Annotated in this window: 12 protein-coding genes; 4 read left to right on the forward strand and 8 right to left on the reverse strand. The window is 73.5% G+C overall.

What is annotated here, in order from left to right:
* Nucleotides 1–30: 30 nt before the first annotated feature.
* From ACH4T9_RS18815 to ACH4T9_RS18830, 4 genes are read right to left on the reverse strand one after another with little or no spacing between them, the layout of a single operon-like run.
* Nucleotides 31–189, reverse strand: a complete 159-nt coding sequence (locus tag ACH4T9_RS18815) for a DUF6760 family protein (RefSeq protein WP_396672160.1) — start codon at nt 187–189, stop codon at nt 31–33.
* A complete protein-coding gene (locus ACH4T9_RS18820) occupies nt 186–662 on the reverse strand; it encodes a hypothetical protein (RefSeq protein WP_396672159.1) in 477 nt (158 codons plus the stop codon). Before ACH4T9_RS18820 ends, ACH4T9_RS18815 begins: the two co-directional genes overlap by 4 nt.
* The gene (locus ACH4T9_RS18825; RefSeq protein ID WP_350888746.1) at nt 659–1,099 is read right to left on the reverse strand and encodes a phage tail protein; all 441 of its coding nucleotides are present in this window, start codon (nt 1,097–1,099) and stop codon (nt 659–661) included. The genes ACH4T9_RS18820 and ACH4T9_RS18825 overlap by 4 nt, the downstream gene beginning before the upstream one ends.
* Before the next feature lie 55 nt (nt 1,100–1,154).
* The gene (locus tag ACH4T9_RS18830) at nt 1,155–2,699 is read right to left on the reverse strand and encodes a phage tail sheath family protein (RefSeq protein WP_396672158.1); all 1,545 of its coding nucleotides are present in this window, start codon (nt 2,697–2,699) and stop codon (nt 1,155–1,157) included.
* Between the two features lie 206 nt (nt 2,700–2,905).
* On the opposite strand from ACH4T9_RS18830, the gene ACH4T9_RS18835 reads away from it, so the two are divergent.
* A complete protein-coding gene (locus ACH4T9_RS18835; protein WP_396672157.1) occupies nt 2,906–4,270 on the forward strand; it encodes a DUF4157 domain-containing protein in 1,365 nt (454 codons plus the stop codon).
* Between the two features lie 51 nt (nt 4,271–4,321).
* On the opposite strand, the gene ACH4T9_RS18840 is transcribed toward ACH4T9_RS18835, so the two are convergent.
* The 4 genes from ACH4T9_RS18840 to ACH4T9_RS18855 all read right to left on the reverse strand — a co-directional run bounded on the left by ACH4T9_RS18840 (nt 4,322) and on the right by ACH4T9_RS18855 (nt 11,117).
* Entirely contained in the window at nt 4,322–6,454 is a 2,133-nt protein-coding gene (locus tag ACH4T9_RS18840; RefSeq protein WP_396672156.1) for an AAA family ATPase, read from the reverse strand.
* Nucleotides 6,451–7,251: a DUF4255 domain-containing protein gene (locus ACH4T9_RS18845; protein ID WP_396672155.1), complete on the reverse strand. Its 801-nt coding sequence runs from the start codon at nt 7,249–7,251 to the stop codon at nt 6,451–6,453. Before ACH4T9_RS18845 ends, ACH4T9_RS18840 begins: the two co-directional genes overlap by 4 nt.
* A gap of 13 nt (nt 7,252–7,264) precedes the next feature.
* Nucleotides 7,265–10,300, reverse strand: a complete 3,036-nt coding sequence (locus tag ACH4T9_RS18850; RefSeq protein ID WP_396672154.1) for a hypothetical protein — start codon at nt 10,298–10,300, stop codon at nt 7,265–7,267.
* Nucleotides 10,301–10,496: 196 nt separating this feature from the next.
* The gene (locus ACH4T9_RS18855; RefSeq protein WP_396672153.1) at nt 10,497–11,117 is read right to left on the reverse strand and encodes a response regulator transcription factor; all 621 of its coding nucleotides are present in this window, start codon (nt 11,115–11,117) and stop codon (nt 10,497–10,499) included.
* Between the two features lie 168 nt (nt 11,118–11,285).
* On the opposite strand from ACH4T9_RS18855, the gene ACH4T9_RS18860 reads away from it, so the two are divergent.
* The 3 genes from ACH4T9_RS18860 to ACH4T9_RS18870 all read left to right on the forward strand — a co-directional run bounded on the left by ACH4T9_RS18860 (nt 11,286) and on the right by ACH4T9_RS18870 (nt 15,085).
* Nucleotides 11,286–12,575 carry a hypothetical protein gene (locus tag ACH4T9_RS18860; RefSeq protein WP_396672152.1) on the forward strand — a complete coding sequence of 430 codons (1,290 nt, stop codon included), beginning with the start codon at nt 11,286–11,288 and terminating at the stop codon, nt 12,573–12,575.
* The gene (locus ACH4T9_RS18865) at nt 12,572–12,931 is read left to right on the forward strand and encodes an orotate phosphoribosyltransferase (protein ID WP_396686847.1); all 360 of its coding nucleotides are present in this window, start codon (nt 12,572–12,574) and stop codon (nt 12,929–12,931) included. The genes ACH4T9_RS18860 and ACH4T9_RS18865 overlap by 4 nt, the downstream gene beginning before the upstream one ends.
* A 162-nt stretch (nt 12,932–13,093) precedes the next feature.
* Nucleotides 13,094–15,085 (forward strand): acyl-CoA dehydrogenase, encoded by a 1,992-nt coding sequence (locus ACH4T9_RS18870; protein ID WP_396672151.1) that lies wholly within the window; start codon nt 13,094–13,096, stop codon nt 15,083–15,085.
* The last annotated feature ends 536 nt before the right edge of the window (nt 15,086–15,621 follow it).

Below are 15,621 nucleotides of genomic sequence, written 5' to 3' on the forward strand. Positions count from 1 at the left end.
CCGCATCCTGTCGCGTAGCCCCATCGTGCCTCACTGACCTTCGTTCATCCTGGTGTTGATGCGGGCGATCTCACCCACGTACCGGGCCCGCTCGACGTGGGTGAGATCGAGGATCTCGGCGCGCGGCCAGTGGAAGTGGTAGGCGACGTACGAAACCTCCTCGTGAAGCCGGTCGGCCCCGTACGTCACGATTCCCCCGGGCGACCACCCGCCAGGTCCACCTCGAACACCGACTCGCAGGAGGGACAGGTGACCTCGGCGAGGGTGTGCCCCTCGGCGTTGATCCGCCGGTACAGATCCTGGAGGAAGGCCAGGTCGGAGGCGAAGAGCCGCTCGACGACCTCCGCGCGTACCTGGGTGATCGTGCCCAGCCGGGTGACCACCAGGCTGAGCAGGACGATCGACAGGTACGCCGGGTTCTGCTTGACCCGCAGGTCGACAAGTGGCGTCAGCTCGTCCCGGGCGGTGGCGAGCCGCATGCTGCCGTCCCGGTGCACGGTGCCGTCCTCGTCGACGTACCCCCGCGGTAGTTGGAAGGTGAACTCCGTCTGGAGCCGGACGGGCGCGGGTGGCGCGACCACCGGCGCGGCGGGCTCCTGCGGCCCGTCGGCCGGGTCGACGAGGGTGTCGAGCCCCCCGGCCGAGACGCCACGGCGTCTCATTGCGCGCTGATCTCCTCGTACACCACGGTGACCTTCTCGGTCGCCGCTGTCGGGTCGCCGGCCTTGAGCCCCGGCCCCTCCCACTTGCTCACCCACGCGTTGGTCAGGTCGAAGCGCCGGGTCTCGGACTTGTCGGCGTTGTTGAGGATGATGCTGATGTTCTGTCGGGCCGCCTCCACCGCGCCCTTGAGGAACGTCTCCTTGATCCAGTCGGTGAAGGCGCTGCTCTGGTCGAGCCCCCGGGTGATGGTCACCTCACCGGCCTTCCGGGCCCCGGGGATCTTGCGGATGATCAGCTCGCCGGTGGGGGTCACCGACTTGACCTCGATCGAGTCCAGCTCGACGGTCAGGCCGCTGACCTCCTGCACCAGCTCCACCTGGATGCCGCCCAGCTCCACCTGGAAGCTGTGCACGATGAGGGTGTCACCACTGGCCATCGTGGCCGCCTTTCGTCATGGTCGGTCCGGTCGTCGTACGCGGGGCCCGGCCCGGTCAGTCGCTGACCAGGCTGGTGCTGTCGGAGAACTGCGCCAGGCGGAAGACGACGAACTCGGCGGGCTTGACCGGGCAGATGCCGATCTCGCACACCACCTGACCCCGGTCGATCACCTCCGGGGGGTTGGTCTCGTGGTCGCACTTGACGTAGAAGGCCTCGGCCGCAGTCGCCCCGAACAGGGCGCCCCGCCGCCACTCCTCGGTGAGGAAGGCGGCGATGTTGCGCCGGATGGTGCCCCACAGGCGCTGGTCGTTCGGCTCGAACACGACCCACTGCGTGCCGAGCAGGATGGACTCCTCGACGTAGTTGAACAGCCGCCGGACGTTGATGTAGCGCCAGGCCGGGTCCGAGGAGAGGGTCCGCGCGCCCCAGACCCGGACGCCGCGCCCGGGGAAGGCCCGGATGCAGTTGACCCCGATCGGGTTCAGCAGGTCCTGCTCACCCTTGGTGACGTTGTTCTGCAGGTCGACGACGCCCCGGACCACCTCGTTGGCGGGCGCCTTGTGCACCCCCCGCTCGGTGTCGTTGCGGGACCAGAGGCCGGCCAGGTGGCCGCTGGGCGGCATGAACACCGCCCGTCCGGTGCTCGGGTCGAAGACCTTCACCCAGGGGTAGTAGAGGGCCGCGTACCGGGAGTCGTACCCGGCTTCGTCCTGCCGCCAGCCGCGCACCTGCTGGGCGGTCAGCTCCGGCGGCGGGTCGAGCAGGACCATCCGGTCCCCCATCTGCTCGCAGTGCGAGATCAGGGCGAGCTGGGCGGCCTTTACCGCCTCCAGGTCGACGACCCCCTGCTGGTACGCCCCCATCAGGTCCGGCGCGGCGACCATGGTGATCTCGTCGATGGCCTCCAGCCCGGCCAGGCCGGTGCGGGAGTCGACGTCCCCGACGAACTCGTCGGCCGACAGAGTCGCCGGGAGGGCATCGGCGGGTGCTGCGGGCGGGGCCAGGGTGACCGTCTGGTTGACCGGCCGGGCCAGGGAGTTGGCCGGGGTGGCCTCCTCCATGGTGATCAGCTTGGACCGCTCGCGGACCTGGTTGACCACGGAGGTCTTGTTGCGCCGGAAGGAACCGTCGTACTCCTCGACCGGCTTGCCGTCGGAGTGGACGATCAGCCGGAACCGGTCCTCACCGGCCCCCTCGCCCTCGACGTCGGCGACCTCCACGGTGACCTCGCCACCGGCGGCCGGCAGGGCGACCACCCGGAACGTGCCAAGCGCTGACGGCTCACCGGCCGGCAGCGACTTCTGCACGCCCCGGCCGCCGCTCTTGCGGCCGGCCGAGTCGCCGATCCGGACGACGTAGCAGACGCCGCCGCCGTTGGTGAAGTACCCGTACACCGCGTGCGCCAGGTAGGCGCCCTCTACCATCCCCCCGAAGAGCTGGACGTACTGGCTCCAGTTGGTGACCAGGGTCGGTGTGTGGAAGGGCCCCTTCTCGGCGAATCCCAGGAAGGCGGTGACCGCGGTGCCGACGCCCTCGATGGGACGCGAACCGCTCTGCACCTCCTCCACGTACACGCCTGGGGACAGGTACGTCGGCATGCAAGCTCCTCTGCCAGGTCGGCGGACGCTGGCCAGCCTGCTCGGCCGGGCAGCCGGCGGGAAGGTCCCTACGGACCGCGCAGGGGCAGACCCGCGCACCACAGGGGCAGGGGCCGTACTCCTGGCCGGACGACCCTCGACCGACCGCCCGAACCGGGCCTACGCTGGCCGTCGATGCCCACCTGCGGTCGAGGAGGTGCCCGGACGTGCGTCATCACCGGTCCGACCTGACATCGAGCCCCCAGGAGCGCCAGGCGCCGGCCCGGCCGGGCCGCGCCGCCGGCCGGCGGGCCGACGCCGTCGTACCGGGGCGGGCCGGTCCCGGGCACAGCCCGCGGGAGGTCATCGCCCTACAGCGGACGGTGGGCAACCGCGCGGCGGCGGGGATGGTCGAGCAGGACCGGCACGAGCACGGCGCGGACTGCGGACACCCGCAGACCGAGCAGGTGCAGCGGTCGGTCGCCTCGGTGCTCGGCTCCGGCGGGCGGCCGTTGGACGCCGCGACCCGGGGCGACATGGAGGCCCGGCTGGGGTCGGACTTCTCCGACGTGCGGATCCACGACGACTCGGCGGCCCGGGCGTCGGCGGCCGGGATCGGGGCGCGGGCGTACACCTCCGGCAGTCACGTGGTCCTCGGCGACGGGGGCACGGACCGGCACACCCTGGCACACGAGTTGACCCATGTGATCCAGCAGCGGTTGGGGCCGGTCGCCGGCACCGACAACGGGGCCGGGCTGCGGATCAGCGACCCGGGTGACCGGTTCGAGCGGGAGGCCGAGGCGAACGCCGCTCGCGTCCTCGCCACCGACCCCGCGCCGCAGACGGCACAGGACACCGTCGAGTTGCCCCCGCTGACGCTGCCGGGGGCGCAGACCCCGGTGCAGCGGACGCCGAAGGCGGATGTGGACGACACGGCGACGTCGGGCAGTCGCCGGGAGCCGTACCCGGGTGGTGGGGGTCGCAGCACCCGTTCCAGCACCAGGAAGAAGGACCAGCCGGACCTGCCGGAGGCGGATCTCAACAGCCTGCGGCTGAGCTTCAGGTCCGAGTACGAGGGGCCGGCCACGCAGCGACTGGACGAGAAGCAGGACATCGGCTTCTACCAGGTCGCCACCCTGCACGCGCCGGAGAACCTGCCCCGCAGCGTGACCGCGATCTACGACTTCAAGCAGCAGGTCAAGGACAGCTTCGTCTACTACGAGCGGGTGGAGGACGACGGGGACTTCGAGAAGAAGGAGCAGCGTCCCAGCGCCTGGGCGCAGGACGGTCCCTACCAACCGGAGTACGACGAAGCCCCGGAGGCGATCGCCGTCGGGAGCAACAGCATCGAGTTCAACGACCACCCGGGCTGGTCGGGCCGGGTGGCCATGACTCCCGGCTCCTGGCTCGCCAGGTACTCGGTCAGCTTCAGGTGGAAGATCAAGCGCCGGGACGCCAGGGGTGGCACCTGGACCAGCCCGGCGGTCACCCACAACTTCACCTCCCCCTTCGCCCCCAACAACCCGGTGGAGTCCGCACCGGTCACGGCGACTCCCGCCGGGAACACCGCCTGGGACGTCACGCTCACCTAGCGGGCCGGCGTCTACCGCCAGCCAGGGCGGGACGTCAGCCGAGGCGGGACGTCAGGCTCGGCGGGGCCGGGCGCCGTTCGACGGGGCTGCCGGCAGGAGCAGGCGGCCCAGCTTGCGGTACTCGCGCTGGGCAGCCGTCATGACCATCGCCATGGTCACCGGCGTCCCGGCTGCGGCGGCCAGGTAGCCGGCGCTGACCGCGCAGGCCCGGATGCCGCCCCCGCTCAGCTCGAACGCGCGGGCGCAGTGGCCCAGGTCGACGTCGTCGGCGCGGGGCAGTTCGACGCCGAGGCAGCGGTCCCACAGCGCCCGCCGCTGTGCCACGTCCGGGATCGGGAAGTCCACGACGACGTCGAGCCGGCGCAGGAACGCCTCGTCCAGGTTGGCCCGCAGGTTCGTGGTGAGCACCGCCACCCCGTCGAACGACTCCATCCGCTGCAACAGGTACGCGCTCTCCAGGTTGGCGTACCGGTCGTGGGCGTCGCTGACCTCGGAGCGCTTGCCGAAGATGGCGTCGGCCTCGTCGAACAGCAGCACCCCGTTGACCCCGGCCGCCTCGGTGAAGATCCGTTCCAGGTTCTTCTCGGTCTGGCCGACGTACTTGTCGACCACCGTGGAGAGGTCCACCACGTACAGGTCGAGGCCCAGGTCGGCGGCGACCACCTCGGCGGACATGGTCTTGCCGGTGCCGGAGTCCCCGGCGAACAGGGCGGTCACCCCGCGCCCCCGCCCCCCGCCGGGGCGCAGCCGCCACCCGCCCAACACCTGGTCGCGGTGGCGTACCCGCGACGCCAGCTCGGTGAGCTGGTCCCGGGCCGGGGCCGGGAGGACCAGGTCGTCCCAGCCGACGGCGGGCTCCACCCGCCGGGCCAGCTTCGCCAGCGCCGCCGCGTTCTGCGAGCGCACCCCCGCCCGGACGTGCCGGGTGGTGACCCGGTCGGAACCGTCGAGGACGGCCTGCTGGGCCGCGGCGACCGCCGCCCGCCGCACCTGGTCGGGCGCCAGCACGTACGCGGACAGCTCCCGCTCCGGGTCGACGTCGGCCGCCAACCCCACCGAGCGTCCCGCCAGGGCGGCGCGCCACAGCCGGATCCGCTCCGCCGCCCCGGCTGGGGCGGCGGTCACCAGCAGCGGGGACCGGTCGGCCCAGTACGGGTCCCAGCGCAGCCGGCCGGTGAGCAGCACCGGCACCGGCAGGGCGGTGAGCCGGCGCAGCAGCCGGGCGTGGGCCGGGCCGGCCGCCGGGTCCAGGGTGTCGACCGGGCCGACGACCAGGCCCGCCCGGCGCAGCCGGGCCTCCCGCACCACGACGGCGAGGGCCTCCTCCGGCGTCGGGTCGACGCCCAGCGCGTCCAGGTCGAGGGCCAGGACCGACCAGCCGGCCGCGAGCAGGGCGGCGGCGGCCAGCTCGTCGGCCGCCCCGCCGGGCTCCTCGCGCAGGTAGACCAGCCGGTCACCGGCGCGCAGCGCCGCCGCCAGCCCGTCGGTGACCGGCTGCCGATCCGCCGGCCGGGGCACCCGGCGGGCCAGGCCGTCGGCGCGCCCGTCGCCGCCGTCCTGCCCGAGGAGGTGGCCGGTGACCCGGTCCGGCACCCGCAGGCTCCGGGTCAGGAAGGGGCGGTCGTCCTCCTCGACGAGGAGGAGGCCGCCGGCCACCAGCGGGCCGCTGCCGGCCAGGCGGGTCCGAGCCGCCCCGCTGACCGGGGAGACCCCGCACAGCCCCAGGGCCAGCCCGGTCGTCGCCCGTCGCCGGGTCACGTCGTCGTTGAGGTACCCGTAGAGCCGCTCGTACCGCTGGTCGAGGTCGGGCAGGAGCGCGATCAGCAGCAGTTCGACGTCCAACGGCGTCAGTGCGAAGTCCTCGGCCAACTCCCGCAGCGGCACCCGGCCACCCGCCGACCGGGCCCGGTCGGCCCACCGGTCGGCGGTCGCCACCGCCTCGGCCGCGATCTCGTCCGGGGCCGGTGGCGCCGGGTCGTCCACGAGCCGCCAGGCGTCCTCGTCGGAGACGTGCAGCCCACGCAGCGGGTCGTCCGGGGCCGGGTCGGCGGCGCGCGCGGTGGCGACGGCCCGCCGGACCCGCTGCTCCACCAGGAACAGCCGGGCCCGCAGGTACGTCGTGCCCGGCGGTTCGGTCCGCTCGGGTTCCGGGGCCGTCCGGGCGTCTTCGCGTACGCCGGTCACCGGCGGCCGTCCCGGATCGGCCCGCCGGTGCCCTGGCGTCGCTGCCGCTCGGCGGCGGTGCCCCGCGCCCGGCGTACCCCGATCGGGGTGGCGGTCTCCCCGGGGGCGGGGTCCGGGTGGCGTAGCCGCCGGGTCTCCGTCCCGGCGGGCGGCTGCTCCGCCGCTGTGTCGCCCGGGCGGCGGGCGCGGGGGCGGGCGGTGCGTCCGGGGCCGGACGGGGCGGGATCGGACCGGGCGCCGGTGCGCAGCCGGAGCCCGTCGGTGACCGGCTGGGCCGCGAAGGCCGTGGACGCCGCGATCGGCGTGGTCACCACCAGGTCCAGCGACGGCTTCAGCGAGCCGCCGAGGGCGGACCAGATGTCGGCCAGCCCTCGGTCCCGCCTCGGCGGCACCGCGATGCTCATCGGCACGGTCAGCCCCAGGTCGGCGAGGCCGCCGACCAGCCGGCCCGGGGGCAGCACGTCGTGGGTGACCAGCCCGGCCAGCAGCACGGAGAGCAGCCGGTGCTCGTCCTGTGGCTGGGCGGTCCACGCGGTCACCAGGTACGACAGGGCGAAGTACCGGGGCGGCCGGTGCTCGGCGACGACCACGCCGTCCACGTCGCACTCCTCGATCCGGCCCTCCCGGCGGTGGGCCATATCCTCCCGTACGTCGTAGAGGAACAGGTTCACCGTCGGGGCGTTGCGCCGGGCCTCCCACTCCCGGGTCGGCGCGTCGAAGGCCAACTGCACGTCGGTGCCGGCGAGCAGCTCCTCGGTCAGCAGCGCGTGCAGCGCCTCGTCCACCTCGTTGATCATCGTCGTCCTCCCCTCACCAGCCACGACCGAGCAGGCCGGGCGGCTGTTGGGCGGGCATGACCACCCGGAAGTCGGTGCGGACCGGGCCGAACCCCGGGCCGGTGGCCAGGACCCTCCGGGGGCCGAGCTGGTCGCGCGGCACCACCAGGAGCTGGGCCGCGAACGTGCCGTCGGCCGCCGGCACGGCCGGGTTCGCCGCCACGGTGAGGCCGACGTCCCAGGCCAGCCGCACCGGCACGCCGGGCGGGAAGTCGGTGCCCCGGATCGAGGTGACGAAGCCCGGCGGCCCGATGTCCGGAACGGCCACGATCCGGGGCTGCACCACCCGGAACGGCGCCCGGGCGGTGTCGGCCAGCCCGCCGTCGCCGGCCACCGCGCCACGGACCGTCGTCGCCGTCGCCGCGGTCGGGGCCAGCACGAAGGTCAGCGTCCGGCGGGCGCCCGGGGCCAGGTCGGGGACCGGGCAGGAGGTCGCGGCGCAGCCCGCCGGGCGGGTACGGACCGGCACCCGGGCCGGCAGCACGGGGGTGATCCGGATCCCGGTCACGCCCCGGCCGCCGGTGTTGCGGACGGTGTAGGTGACCGTGACCAGCCCGCCCACGTACCCGGGGGTGGGGTTGACCGTCACCGTGATCTCCAGGCCGGTCGGGGCCGGGCTGCTCGGCGCCGGCGTCGGTGTCGCCGGCGGGGTGGTCGTCGGCACGGGAACCGGGGTGACGGTCACCGGCACGGCCGCCTCGTTGTCCGAGGGCCGGGCGTCGGCCGTCCACCCCCCGACCGACCAGGCCAGCGGGTACGTCCCGGCGGTCACCCCGGTCAGCTCGACACGCACCCGGACGGTGTTGCCCAACCCGACGGCGCCCAGGTCGCAGCCGGGCGGGTCGACCTGGCAGGAACCCGCCTCCGGCTCCAGGGCGGTGACCTCGACGCCGTCCGGCACCCGCAGGTCGAGGCGGACGTTCGTGGCCGGGGTCGGCCCCCGGTCGGTGACCGTCAGGGTCAGGGTGGTCCGCTCGCCGACCCGCACCGGCGCCGGTGGCTCCAGGACCGCCGTGGCCAGGTCCACCGACCGCTGCCAGGTCGGTTTCCGGTGCCGGCCGGGCAGCTCCCAGGTCAGCCCGTCCAGCACGCCGGTGTCGAAGTCGTACGTCTTGACGTACTCGGGGCTGGCCGGGTCGGTGTACCGGCGGGAGTTCAGGGCGAGCCGGTGCCCCTCCGGCGACCAGGCCACGTCCCGGGGCCGGTGCGGGCCGCCCGGCGGGGCGGTCAGCGGGCCGGCGCAGTCCGCCTCCGGGGTCTGCGGCGCCAGCACCTGGCAGTCGCCGCCGGCGGTGTCGGTGACGACCAGCCCGTCGGTGCCCCGCCCGAAGGCGATCCGGGTGCCGTCGGGGGAGAAACTCGGGCCGTAGTCCGCCCCGGTGCACCCCGGGCAACCCGCGGCGGTCAGGTCCCGCTGCCCGGTGCCGTCCCGAGCGTCGACCGTCCACACGTGGCTGTCCGCCGCCGCCCCCTCCGGCTGCCCCCGAACCAGCGCCAGCTTGGACCCGTCCGGCGACCACGCGGGCTGGCTGTCGGACCGGTCCGCGCCGGCTCCCGGCGGTACCGTGAGCAGGCGCTCCCCGGTATCCACGTCAGCCACCACCACCCGGCTCGGCCCGCCCGGGCCGGCCAGGGCGTACGCGACCCGGGTGCCGTCCGGGGACCAGACCGGGTCGGTCTCCAGGTCCGAGTCCGCGCGGCCGGCGAGGGGGAGCGGCCGGGGGTTGCCACCGTCGGCGTCGACCACCCAGAGGCGGGAGACCCGGCGGCCGGCCACAGTCTCGAACCGGTTCACCACGATCCGCCGGCCGTCCGGGGAGTAGTCGGGGCGGGCGGTCCAGGGGTCGCCGTCGACGGGCCGCCAGAGCCGGTCCGGGTCGGTCGCCGCACCCGGGTCCTCCCGCAGGACGGTCAGTCCGAGGTCCCGGGGGTCGGTGGCGTCGGGGCGGATGTCCTGCAACGTCACCGTGTACCGATCCGGCGCGGTGGTCCGGCTGACCAGCAGACGGGGCGGGCCGCCGCCCGGCGGGACATACCAGGCGGGGTCGCCGACGAGGCGGTCCTCGGCGAGGCGGAGCACCGCCTCGCAGGGGCACCAGTCGTCGCGCGGCACCCCGGTGTAGACCAGGTCGACCGCGCCCCGGGCACCGTCGGTGTTGGTGGTCCGGCTGAGGAACGCCAGGGTGGTCCCGTCCGGCGACCAGCTCGGCCGGTGGCTCTCCCAGAGGTCGTTGAGCAGCAGCCGGTCGTCGCCCCCGGCGCTGTTCATCAGGTGGATCTGCCGCTCGTCCGGGCGCTGCGGCGCGGCCGTGTACGCGATCCGGTCGTGCGTGGGGTCCGGGTCCCAGGCGGGCTCCCCGGCGCCCTCCGGCCGGGCGGTCAGGGCGGTGACCGGCCCACCGTCGGTCGACACGCGCCGGACCTGCGGCACGCCCGCGTCGTCGCGGCACTCGAACGCCAGGGCGGAGCCGTCCGGCGACCAGGTGGGCCGCCGGTTGTCGCCGGTGCCGTCGGTGACCTGGCGCAGGCCGGTGCCGTCGGTGCCGATCACGAAGATGTCGCGCCAGCTACCGACACCCTCCCGGGTCAGCTCGAAGGCGATCCGGCTGCCGTCCGGAGACACCGAGGGCGAACCGGCCACCTGCACCGGGTCGTCGGTCAGCCGAACCGGCTCCCCCACACCGCGCCGCATCCACAGTTGGGCCGGCTCCGACTCCCGCCGGCTGACCCAGGCGACCACGTCCCCACCGGCGGACGCCTCGTCGTCGAAGTGCGCCGGCCCGCCGCCGAACAGCGGCACGGCGGTCGCCGTCGCCCCGGAGCCCTCGATCAGGCCGATGCTCCGGTGCCCGGTGCCCAGATAGGCGACCCGCAGGTCGGTGACCGGCGGCGGGTCGGCCGGCTCGCCGTACGACACCCGGCCGGGCGAGACGGCCAGCGCCCATGCGCCCAGCAACGCGGAGACCGCGGTGACGGCGGCGACGAGGGGGGACCTTCGGAAGGGACGCAATCGACACCTCGGCGGTGGGAGACGGCGGGGCGGGAGGGTGGCGGGCGGCCACGCCGCGCACGGCCCAGGTGGCCATCATCGACGCGGTGACGGCGTCCGGCACAGGGACTGCCGGCCAGGGACCGGGGCAGGATCCGCGTCGGTACGGGCAACGGACCCCGTCCCGACGGACGAGCCACCGGGACGGGGTGCCGGCTCAGATCAGGTCGTGTCGCAGCGCGTACGCCACTGCGTGGGCCCGGTTTCGCAGGTGCAGCCGGGTGGTCATGCCGTGCACGACGTTCTTCACGGTCCGCTCCGAGTAGGACAGCTTGGTGGCGATCTCCCTCGTCTCGAACCCGTCGGCGACCAGCCGCAGGACGTCGACCTCGCGGGTGCTCAGCCCGCCCAGGGTCAGCCCCCGGGGGTCGAGCACCTCCCGCTGGAGTCGACGCATCTGGTTCAGCAGCCGACCGAGCAGGTCGGCCGGGACGTTCCCCTCGCCCCGGGCCGCCGAGAGGATCACCTCGACCAGGCGACTGCCGGACGCCTCGCCCCGGCGTACCACCCCCACCACCCCACACTCGACAGCGGCCGACAGTTGGCCGTCGTCGATGGTGGACGGCACCAGGACCAGCCGGGTCTGCTCCCGGCGCAGCCGCCGCAGGGTCTGCACTCGCTGCGGCGTCAGGCTGTCCACGACGACCAGGGTCACCGCCGCCTCGGCAGCCTCCGCCTCGGCCACAACCCGGACCTCCGGGCGACCCGTGAGCTGGCCCGTCACGCCTGTCACCAAGATCGGATCCGTCGCGTGCACGTAGACCGGTACCCGCTGCATCCTCGTCTCCTCACTCCCGGCCGTCGGTCCGCGCGCCGACGGCCGGGAGAGTATGCGTGTCGTGTCTTTGCGTGTACTTAACGTCGTCTCGGCGGGCAGCCACCTCTGCCCGCCGGCATACCCCGATGGCCCCTGACAGCCCGGGAAACCGCTCTTACGCTCGGCCAGATGCGCGCATCGGCGAATCTGGCCAGCACCTCCGTGAGCGTCGCCCCCGGCGGCGAGATCGAGGTCCCGGTCACCGTGCGGAACGCCGGCGACACGGTCGAGGCGTACCGGTTCGAGGTCCTGGGCGTCCCGGACGAGTGGGTGACGGTGGAGCCGACGTCCCTCACCCTCTATCCGGCTGGCTCGGGCACCGTCGTGGTCACCTTCCGCCCGCCCCGGTCCGCCCGGGTGGACGCCGGGGACCGGCGCTTCGGGGTCCGGGTCGTCCCCTCCGAGTACCCGGACTCGGCCCTGGTGGAGGAGGGCGTCCTCACCGTCGAGCCGTTCTTCGAGCTGGCCGCACAGGTGCAGCCGCCGTCGCGGAGCGGGCTGCGCGGGGCCCGGTACCGGATCGACACCGACAACCTCGGCAACGTGACCGAACCGGTCGGCTTCGCCGCAGCCGAGGGCACCGACCAGGTGACGTTCGTGCTGCCGGCCGAGCCGATCGAGGTTCCCAACGGCACGCGCGCCGAGACCCGGCTGCGGGTTCGAGCCCGCCGGCTGCTCTGGTGGGGCGAGCCGAAGGAGTACCCGTTCACCGTCGAGGTGCGGCCCTCGGACGGCCGGGCCCGTGCCCTGGACGCCACGTTCGTCCAGCGCCCGGTGATCTCGGCAGGGCTGCTGAAGCTGCTCGCGGCGCTGCTGGCCCTGCTCCTGGCGCTGGCCGCGATCTGGTTCGGGCTGCTGCGCCCGCAGGTGAAGACCGCCGCCCGGGAGGCGGTGGAGGCGGAGAAGGCCCGGCAGGTCGCGCAGGGCGAGGCGGTGCCGACCACAGCGCCGAACCCGGTTCCTCCGGCCGCATCGCCGACCACGCCGGGCGGTGGCGCACCCGGCGGCGGTACGACCGACGGGGGCGGGGTCGGCGGTCCCAACGGGGGCCTCGGCGGTGAGCAGTTCTCCGTCGCCGTCACCTTCCGCACCAGCCCCAACGGGTCGGCGGAGCGGAGCTACACCGTCCCCGAGGGGCGGACGTTCCTGCTGACCGATTTCCTGGTCGACAACGTGCAGGGCGACGAGGGCACGCTGACGGTCACCGCCAATCAGGTGCGGGTGGTCACCTACGCCCTGGAGAACTTCCGTAACCAGGACTATCACTCGGTCACCCCCATCCGGGTCCCCGCCCGCGCGAAGGTGACCCTGACCGTGGTCTGCCGTCGCCCGGGCACCCCGGCCAACGCCCCCCGGGCCACCACCTGCCGCGAGTCGCTCTACCTCAACGGGGTGCTCACCAAGGCTCCGGAGGACTGACCCGGTTCGTTGCTGGGATGGAGATGGGCGGCATACCGATCGCTACCGTGATGCCGCAGCTGACCGGGCTGCCGACCGTCTTCGTCCGTAAGCAGGCCAAGGAGCACGGCACGGGCAAGTCGGCCGAGGGCGGCCCGGTGGACGGCCGGCGGATCGTGGTGATCGAAGACGTTGTGACGACCGGCGGGGCACTACTGGCGTCGTGCCGACAGCTGCGGGCCGATGGCGCCAAGATTGACTCAGTCGTTTGTGCCATCGATCGCGAGCAAGGTGGACGGGAGAATCTGGCGGTCGAAGCGCTGCGGCTACGCGCCGCCCTTACCCGCCGCGACCTCGAGTCCTCCCTGCCGGCGTAACAGCTGCTGGGCGGGACCGGCAAGATTGGCGGGTGGACCGCCGAGCCCGTCCGCCCTCGCGCCGCCGTCGGTGGTAGCGCGGTGCCGCTGCCACTGGAGCGGGCCGGTATTCTTGATCGGGACCGGACTGTACCGATATGTCCGCCATCCCGAGGGGTGACCATGCCCGATCACGCGTCCGGCCGCATCGACCTCGCACGCCTGCAGGAAGTGCTCGACGGACCGTGGGCCGAGGTTCGCAACGCGCACCGGAACCACCTCGACGAGCGCTTCCTCCCGGTGTACGGCGAGACCGGTGACCAGGCACGTGCGCGGATCAGCCGGCTGCTCACCGAACTCCCCGTCGAGCTGGGTACCGCAGCGGCCTTCCCCACCGAGTACGGCGGCAGATCCGACGTCGGCGGCTCGATCGTCGCCAGCGAGATGCTGGCGCAGGTCGACTTGTCGCTGATGGTCAAGGCGGGCGTGCAGTGGGGCCTGTTCGGCGGCGCAGTCGGGGCCCTCGGCACCCAGCGGCACCACGACGCCTACCTACGGGACATCATCTCGGGCAACATCTTCGGCTGCTTCGCGATGACCGAGACCGGCCACGGCTCCGACGTCCAGCAGCTACGCACCACCTGCGCGTACGACCCACAGACGCAGACCTTCGACCTGCACACCCCGTACGAGGCGGCCCGCAAGGACTACATCGGCAACGCGGCCCGGGACGGGCGAATGGCGGTGGTCTTCGCGCAGCTGATCACCAACGGGCGGCGGCACGGCGTACACGCGTGGCTGGTCCCGATCCGCGACGCGCAGGGCAACCCGCTGCCCGGCGTGACCATCGGCGACGCCGGACCCAAGGCCGGTCTGCTCGGCGTCGACAACGGGCGACTCAGCTTCGACCACGTGCGAGTGCCGCGGGACATGCTGCTGGACCGGTACGGTCAGGTCGCGGAGGACGGGACGTACGCCAGCCCGATCGAGAACGACTCCCGGCGTTTCTTCACCATGCTCGGCACCCTGGTCCGCGGCCGGGTGAGCGTGGGCGGCGCCGCGTCGGCGGCCACCAAGTCGGCGCTGACCATCGCGGTGCGCTACGGCGACCTCCGCCGCCAGTTCGGCACGCCCGACGCGGACCGGGAGGTGCTGCTCAACGACTACCTGGCCCACCAGCGCAAGCTGCTGCCCGCGCTGGCCACCACGTACGCGCTGCACTTCGCCCAGACCGAGCTGGTCGCCGCGCTGAGTGAGGCGCAGGGCGGCGATGGGCCGGTCGACGATCGCCGGCAACGGGAGCTGGAGTCCCGGGCCGCCGGTCTCAAGGCCGCGCAGACCTGGCACGCGACCCGCACCATCCAGATGTGCCGCGAGGCGTGCGGCGGCGCCGGCTACCTCGCCGAGAACCGGCTACCCAGTCTCAAGGCCGACACCGACGTCTTCACCACGTTCGAGGGCGACAACACGGTGCTGCTGCAGCTGGTCGCCAAGGGGCTGCTCACCGGCTATCGCGACGAGTTCGGCTCGTTGGACGGCTGGGGGCGCGCTTCCTTCGTCGCCGAGCAGGTGCGCGAGATGGTGCTCGAGCGTACCGCCGCGCGGTCACTCATCGAGCGCCTGATCAGCGCCGTGCCCGGCCGCGACGAGGAGGTCGCCGTCACCGACCGCGGCTGGCAGCTCAAGGTTTTCGAGGACCGCGAGAGGCACCTGCTCGACGGCGCGGTCCGCCGCCTCCGCAACGGCGCGGCCACGAAGAAGGACCGCCCCTTCGACATCTTCAACGACGTCCAGGACCACGTCCTCGCCGTCGCCGCCGCGCACATCGACCGAGTCACCCTGGAGGCGTTCGTCGCCGGCATCGAGGACACCACGGACCCGGCGGTCCAGGCGCTGCTTTCCCGGGTCTGTGACCTGTACGCGCTCAGCGTCATCGAGGCGAACAAAGGATGGTTCCTGGAGCACGGCCGGCTCACACCGGCCCGCGCCAAGGCGATCACCGGCGTGGTGAACGGTCTACTCAAAGAGCTGCGCCCGCACATGCGGACGCTCGTGGACGGCTTCGCCATCCCGGACACGTGGCTGCACTGCGCCATCCTGCGCGAGGAACCCCGCCGGCAGGAGACCATGGCCGCCCACGACGCCGCCGGTGATCCACAGGCAGTCCCGGCGTAGGCAGGAAGGCTCGGGTGCAGTGGCTGTCGGTCGAGGTGGTCCGGCGGGGTCACCGACGCGGCCGGGCGGCGAGGGGTAGCCGTCGGGCGCGCCGAGCGGAGCCAGCGCGAAGAGTGGATCTTCGATGAACGGGCGTATGAATACCTCGATGAGTTCAGTTTCTTCGTGGTGGATTCCGCCGATGGGCCGGCCGGGACGGTGCTGAGCACGACCGCGGTGCTGCAGCGAGCCGTGGTGTCGAAGCTCGGACCGCGCCCAGGGAGGTAGTCCTCTCCGGGTGCCACCTGGCACCGAAGTCGCCAACGACACGACGGCGGGGCGATCCCTAATGAGGGATCGCCCCGCCGTCGTGGTGCGTCGGCCCTGGTCAGTTGTCCGGTGGCAGGACAAGGTCCAGGAACTCGGCGTAGGCGTTCTCGTCGGGCAGCTTGCCGTCCAGCGCGAGGGCTTGGCGCAGGGAGAAGCCGGTGACCGCCGGCGGGATACTCAGGCCACGCTGAAAGCTGCGCCTGGTTAATGGCCATTCTCATCAGCAG

Source organism: Micromonospora sp. NPDC020750, assembly GCF_044334565.1.
Taxonomy (GTDB): Bacteria; Actinomycetota; Actinomycetes; order Mycobacteriales; family Micromonosporaceae; genus Micromonospora.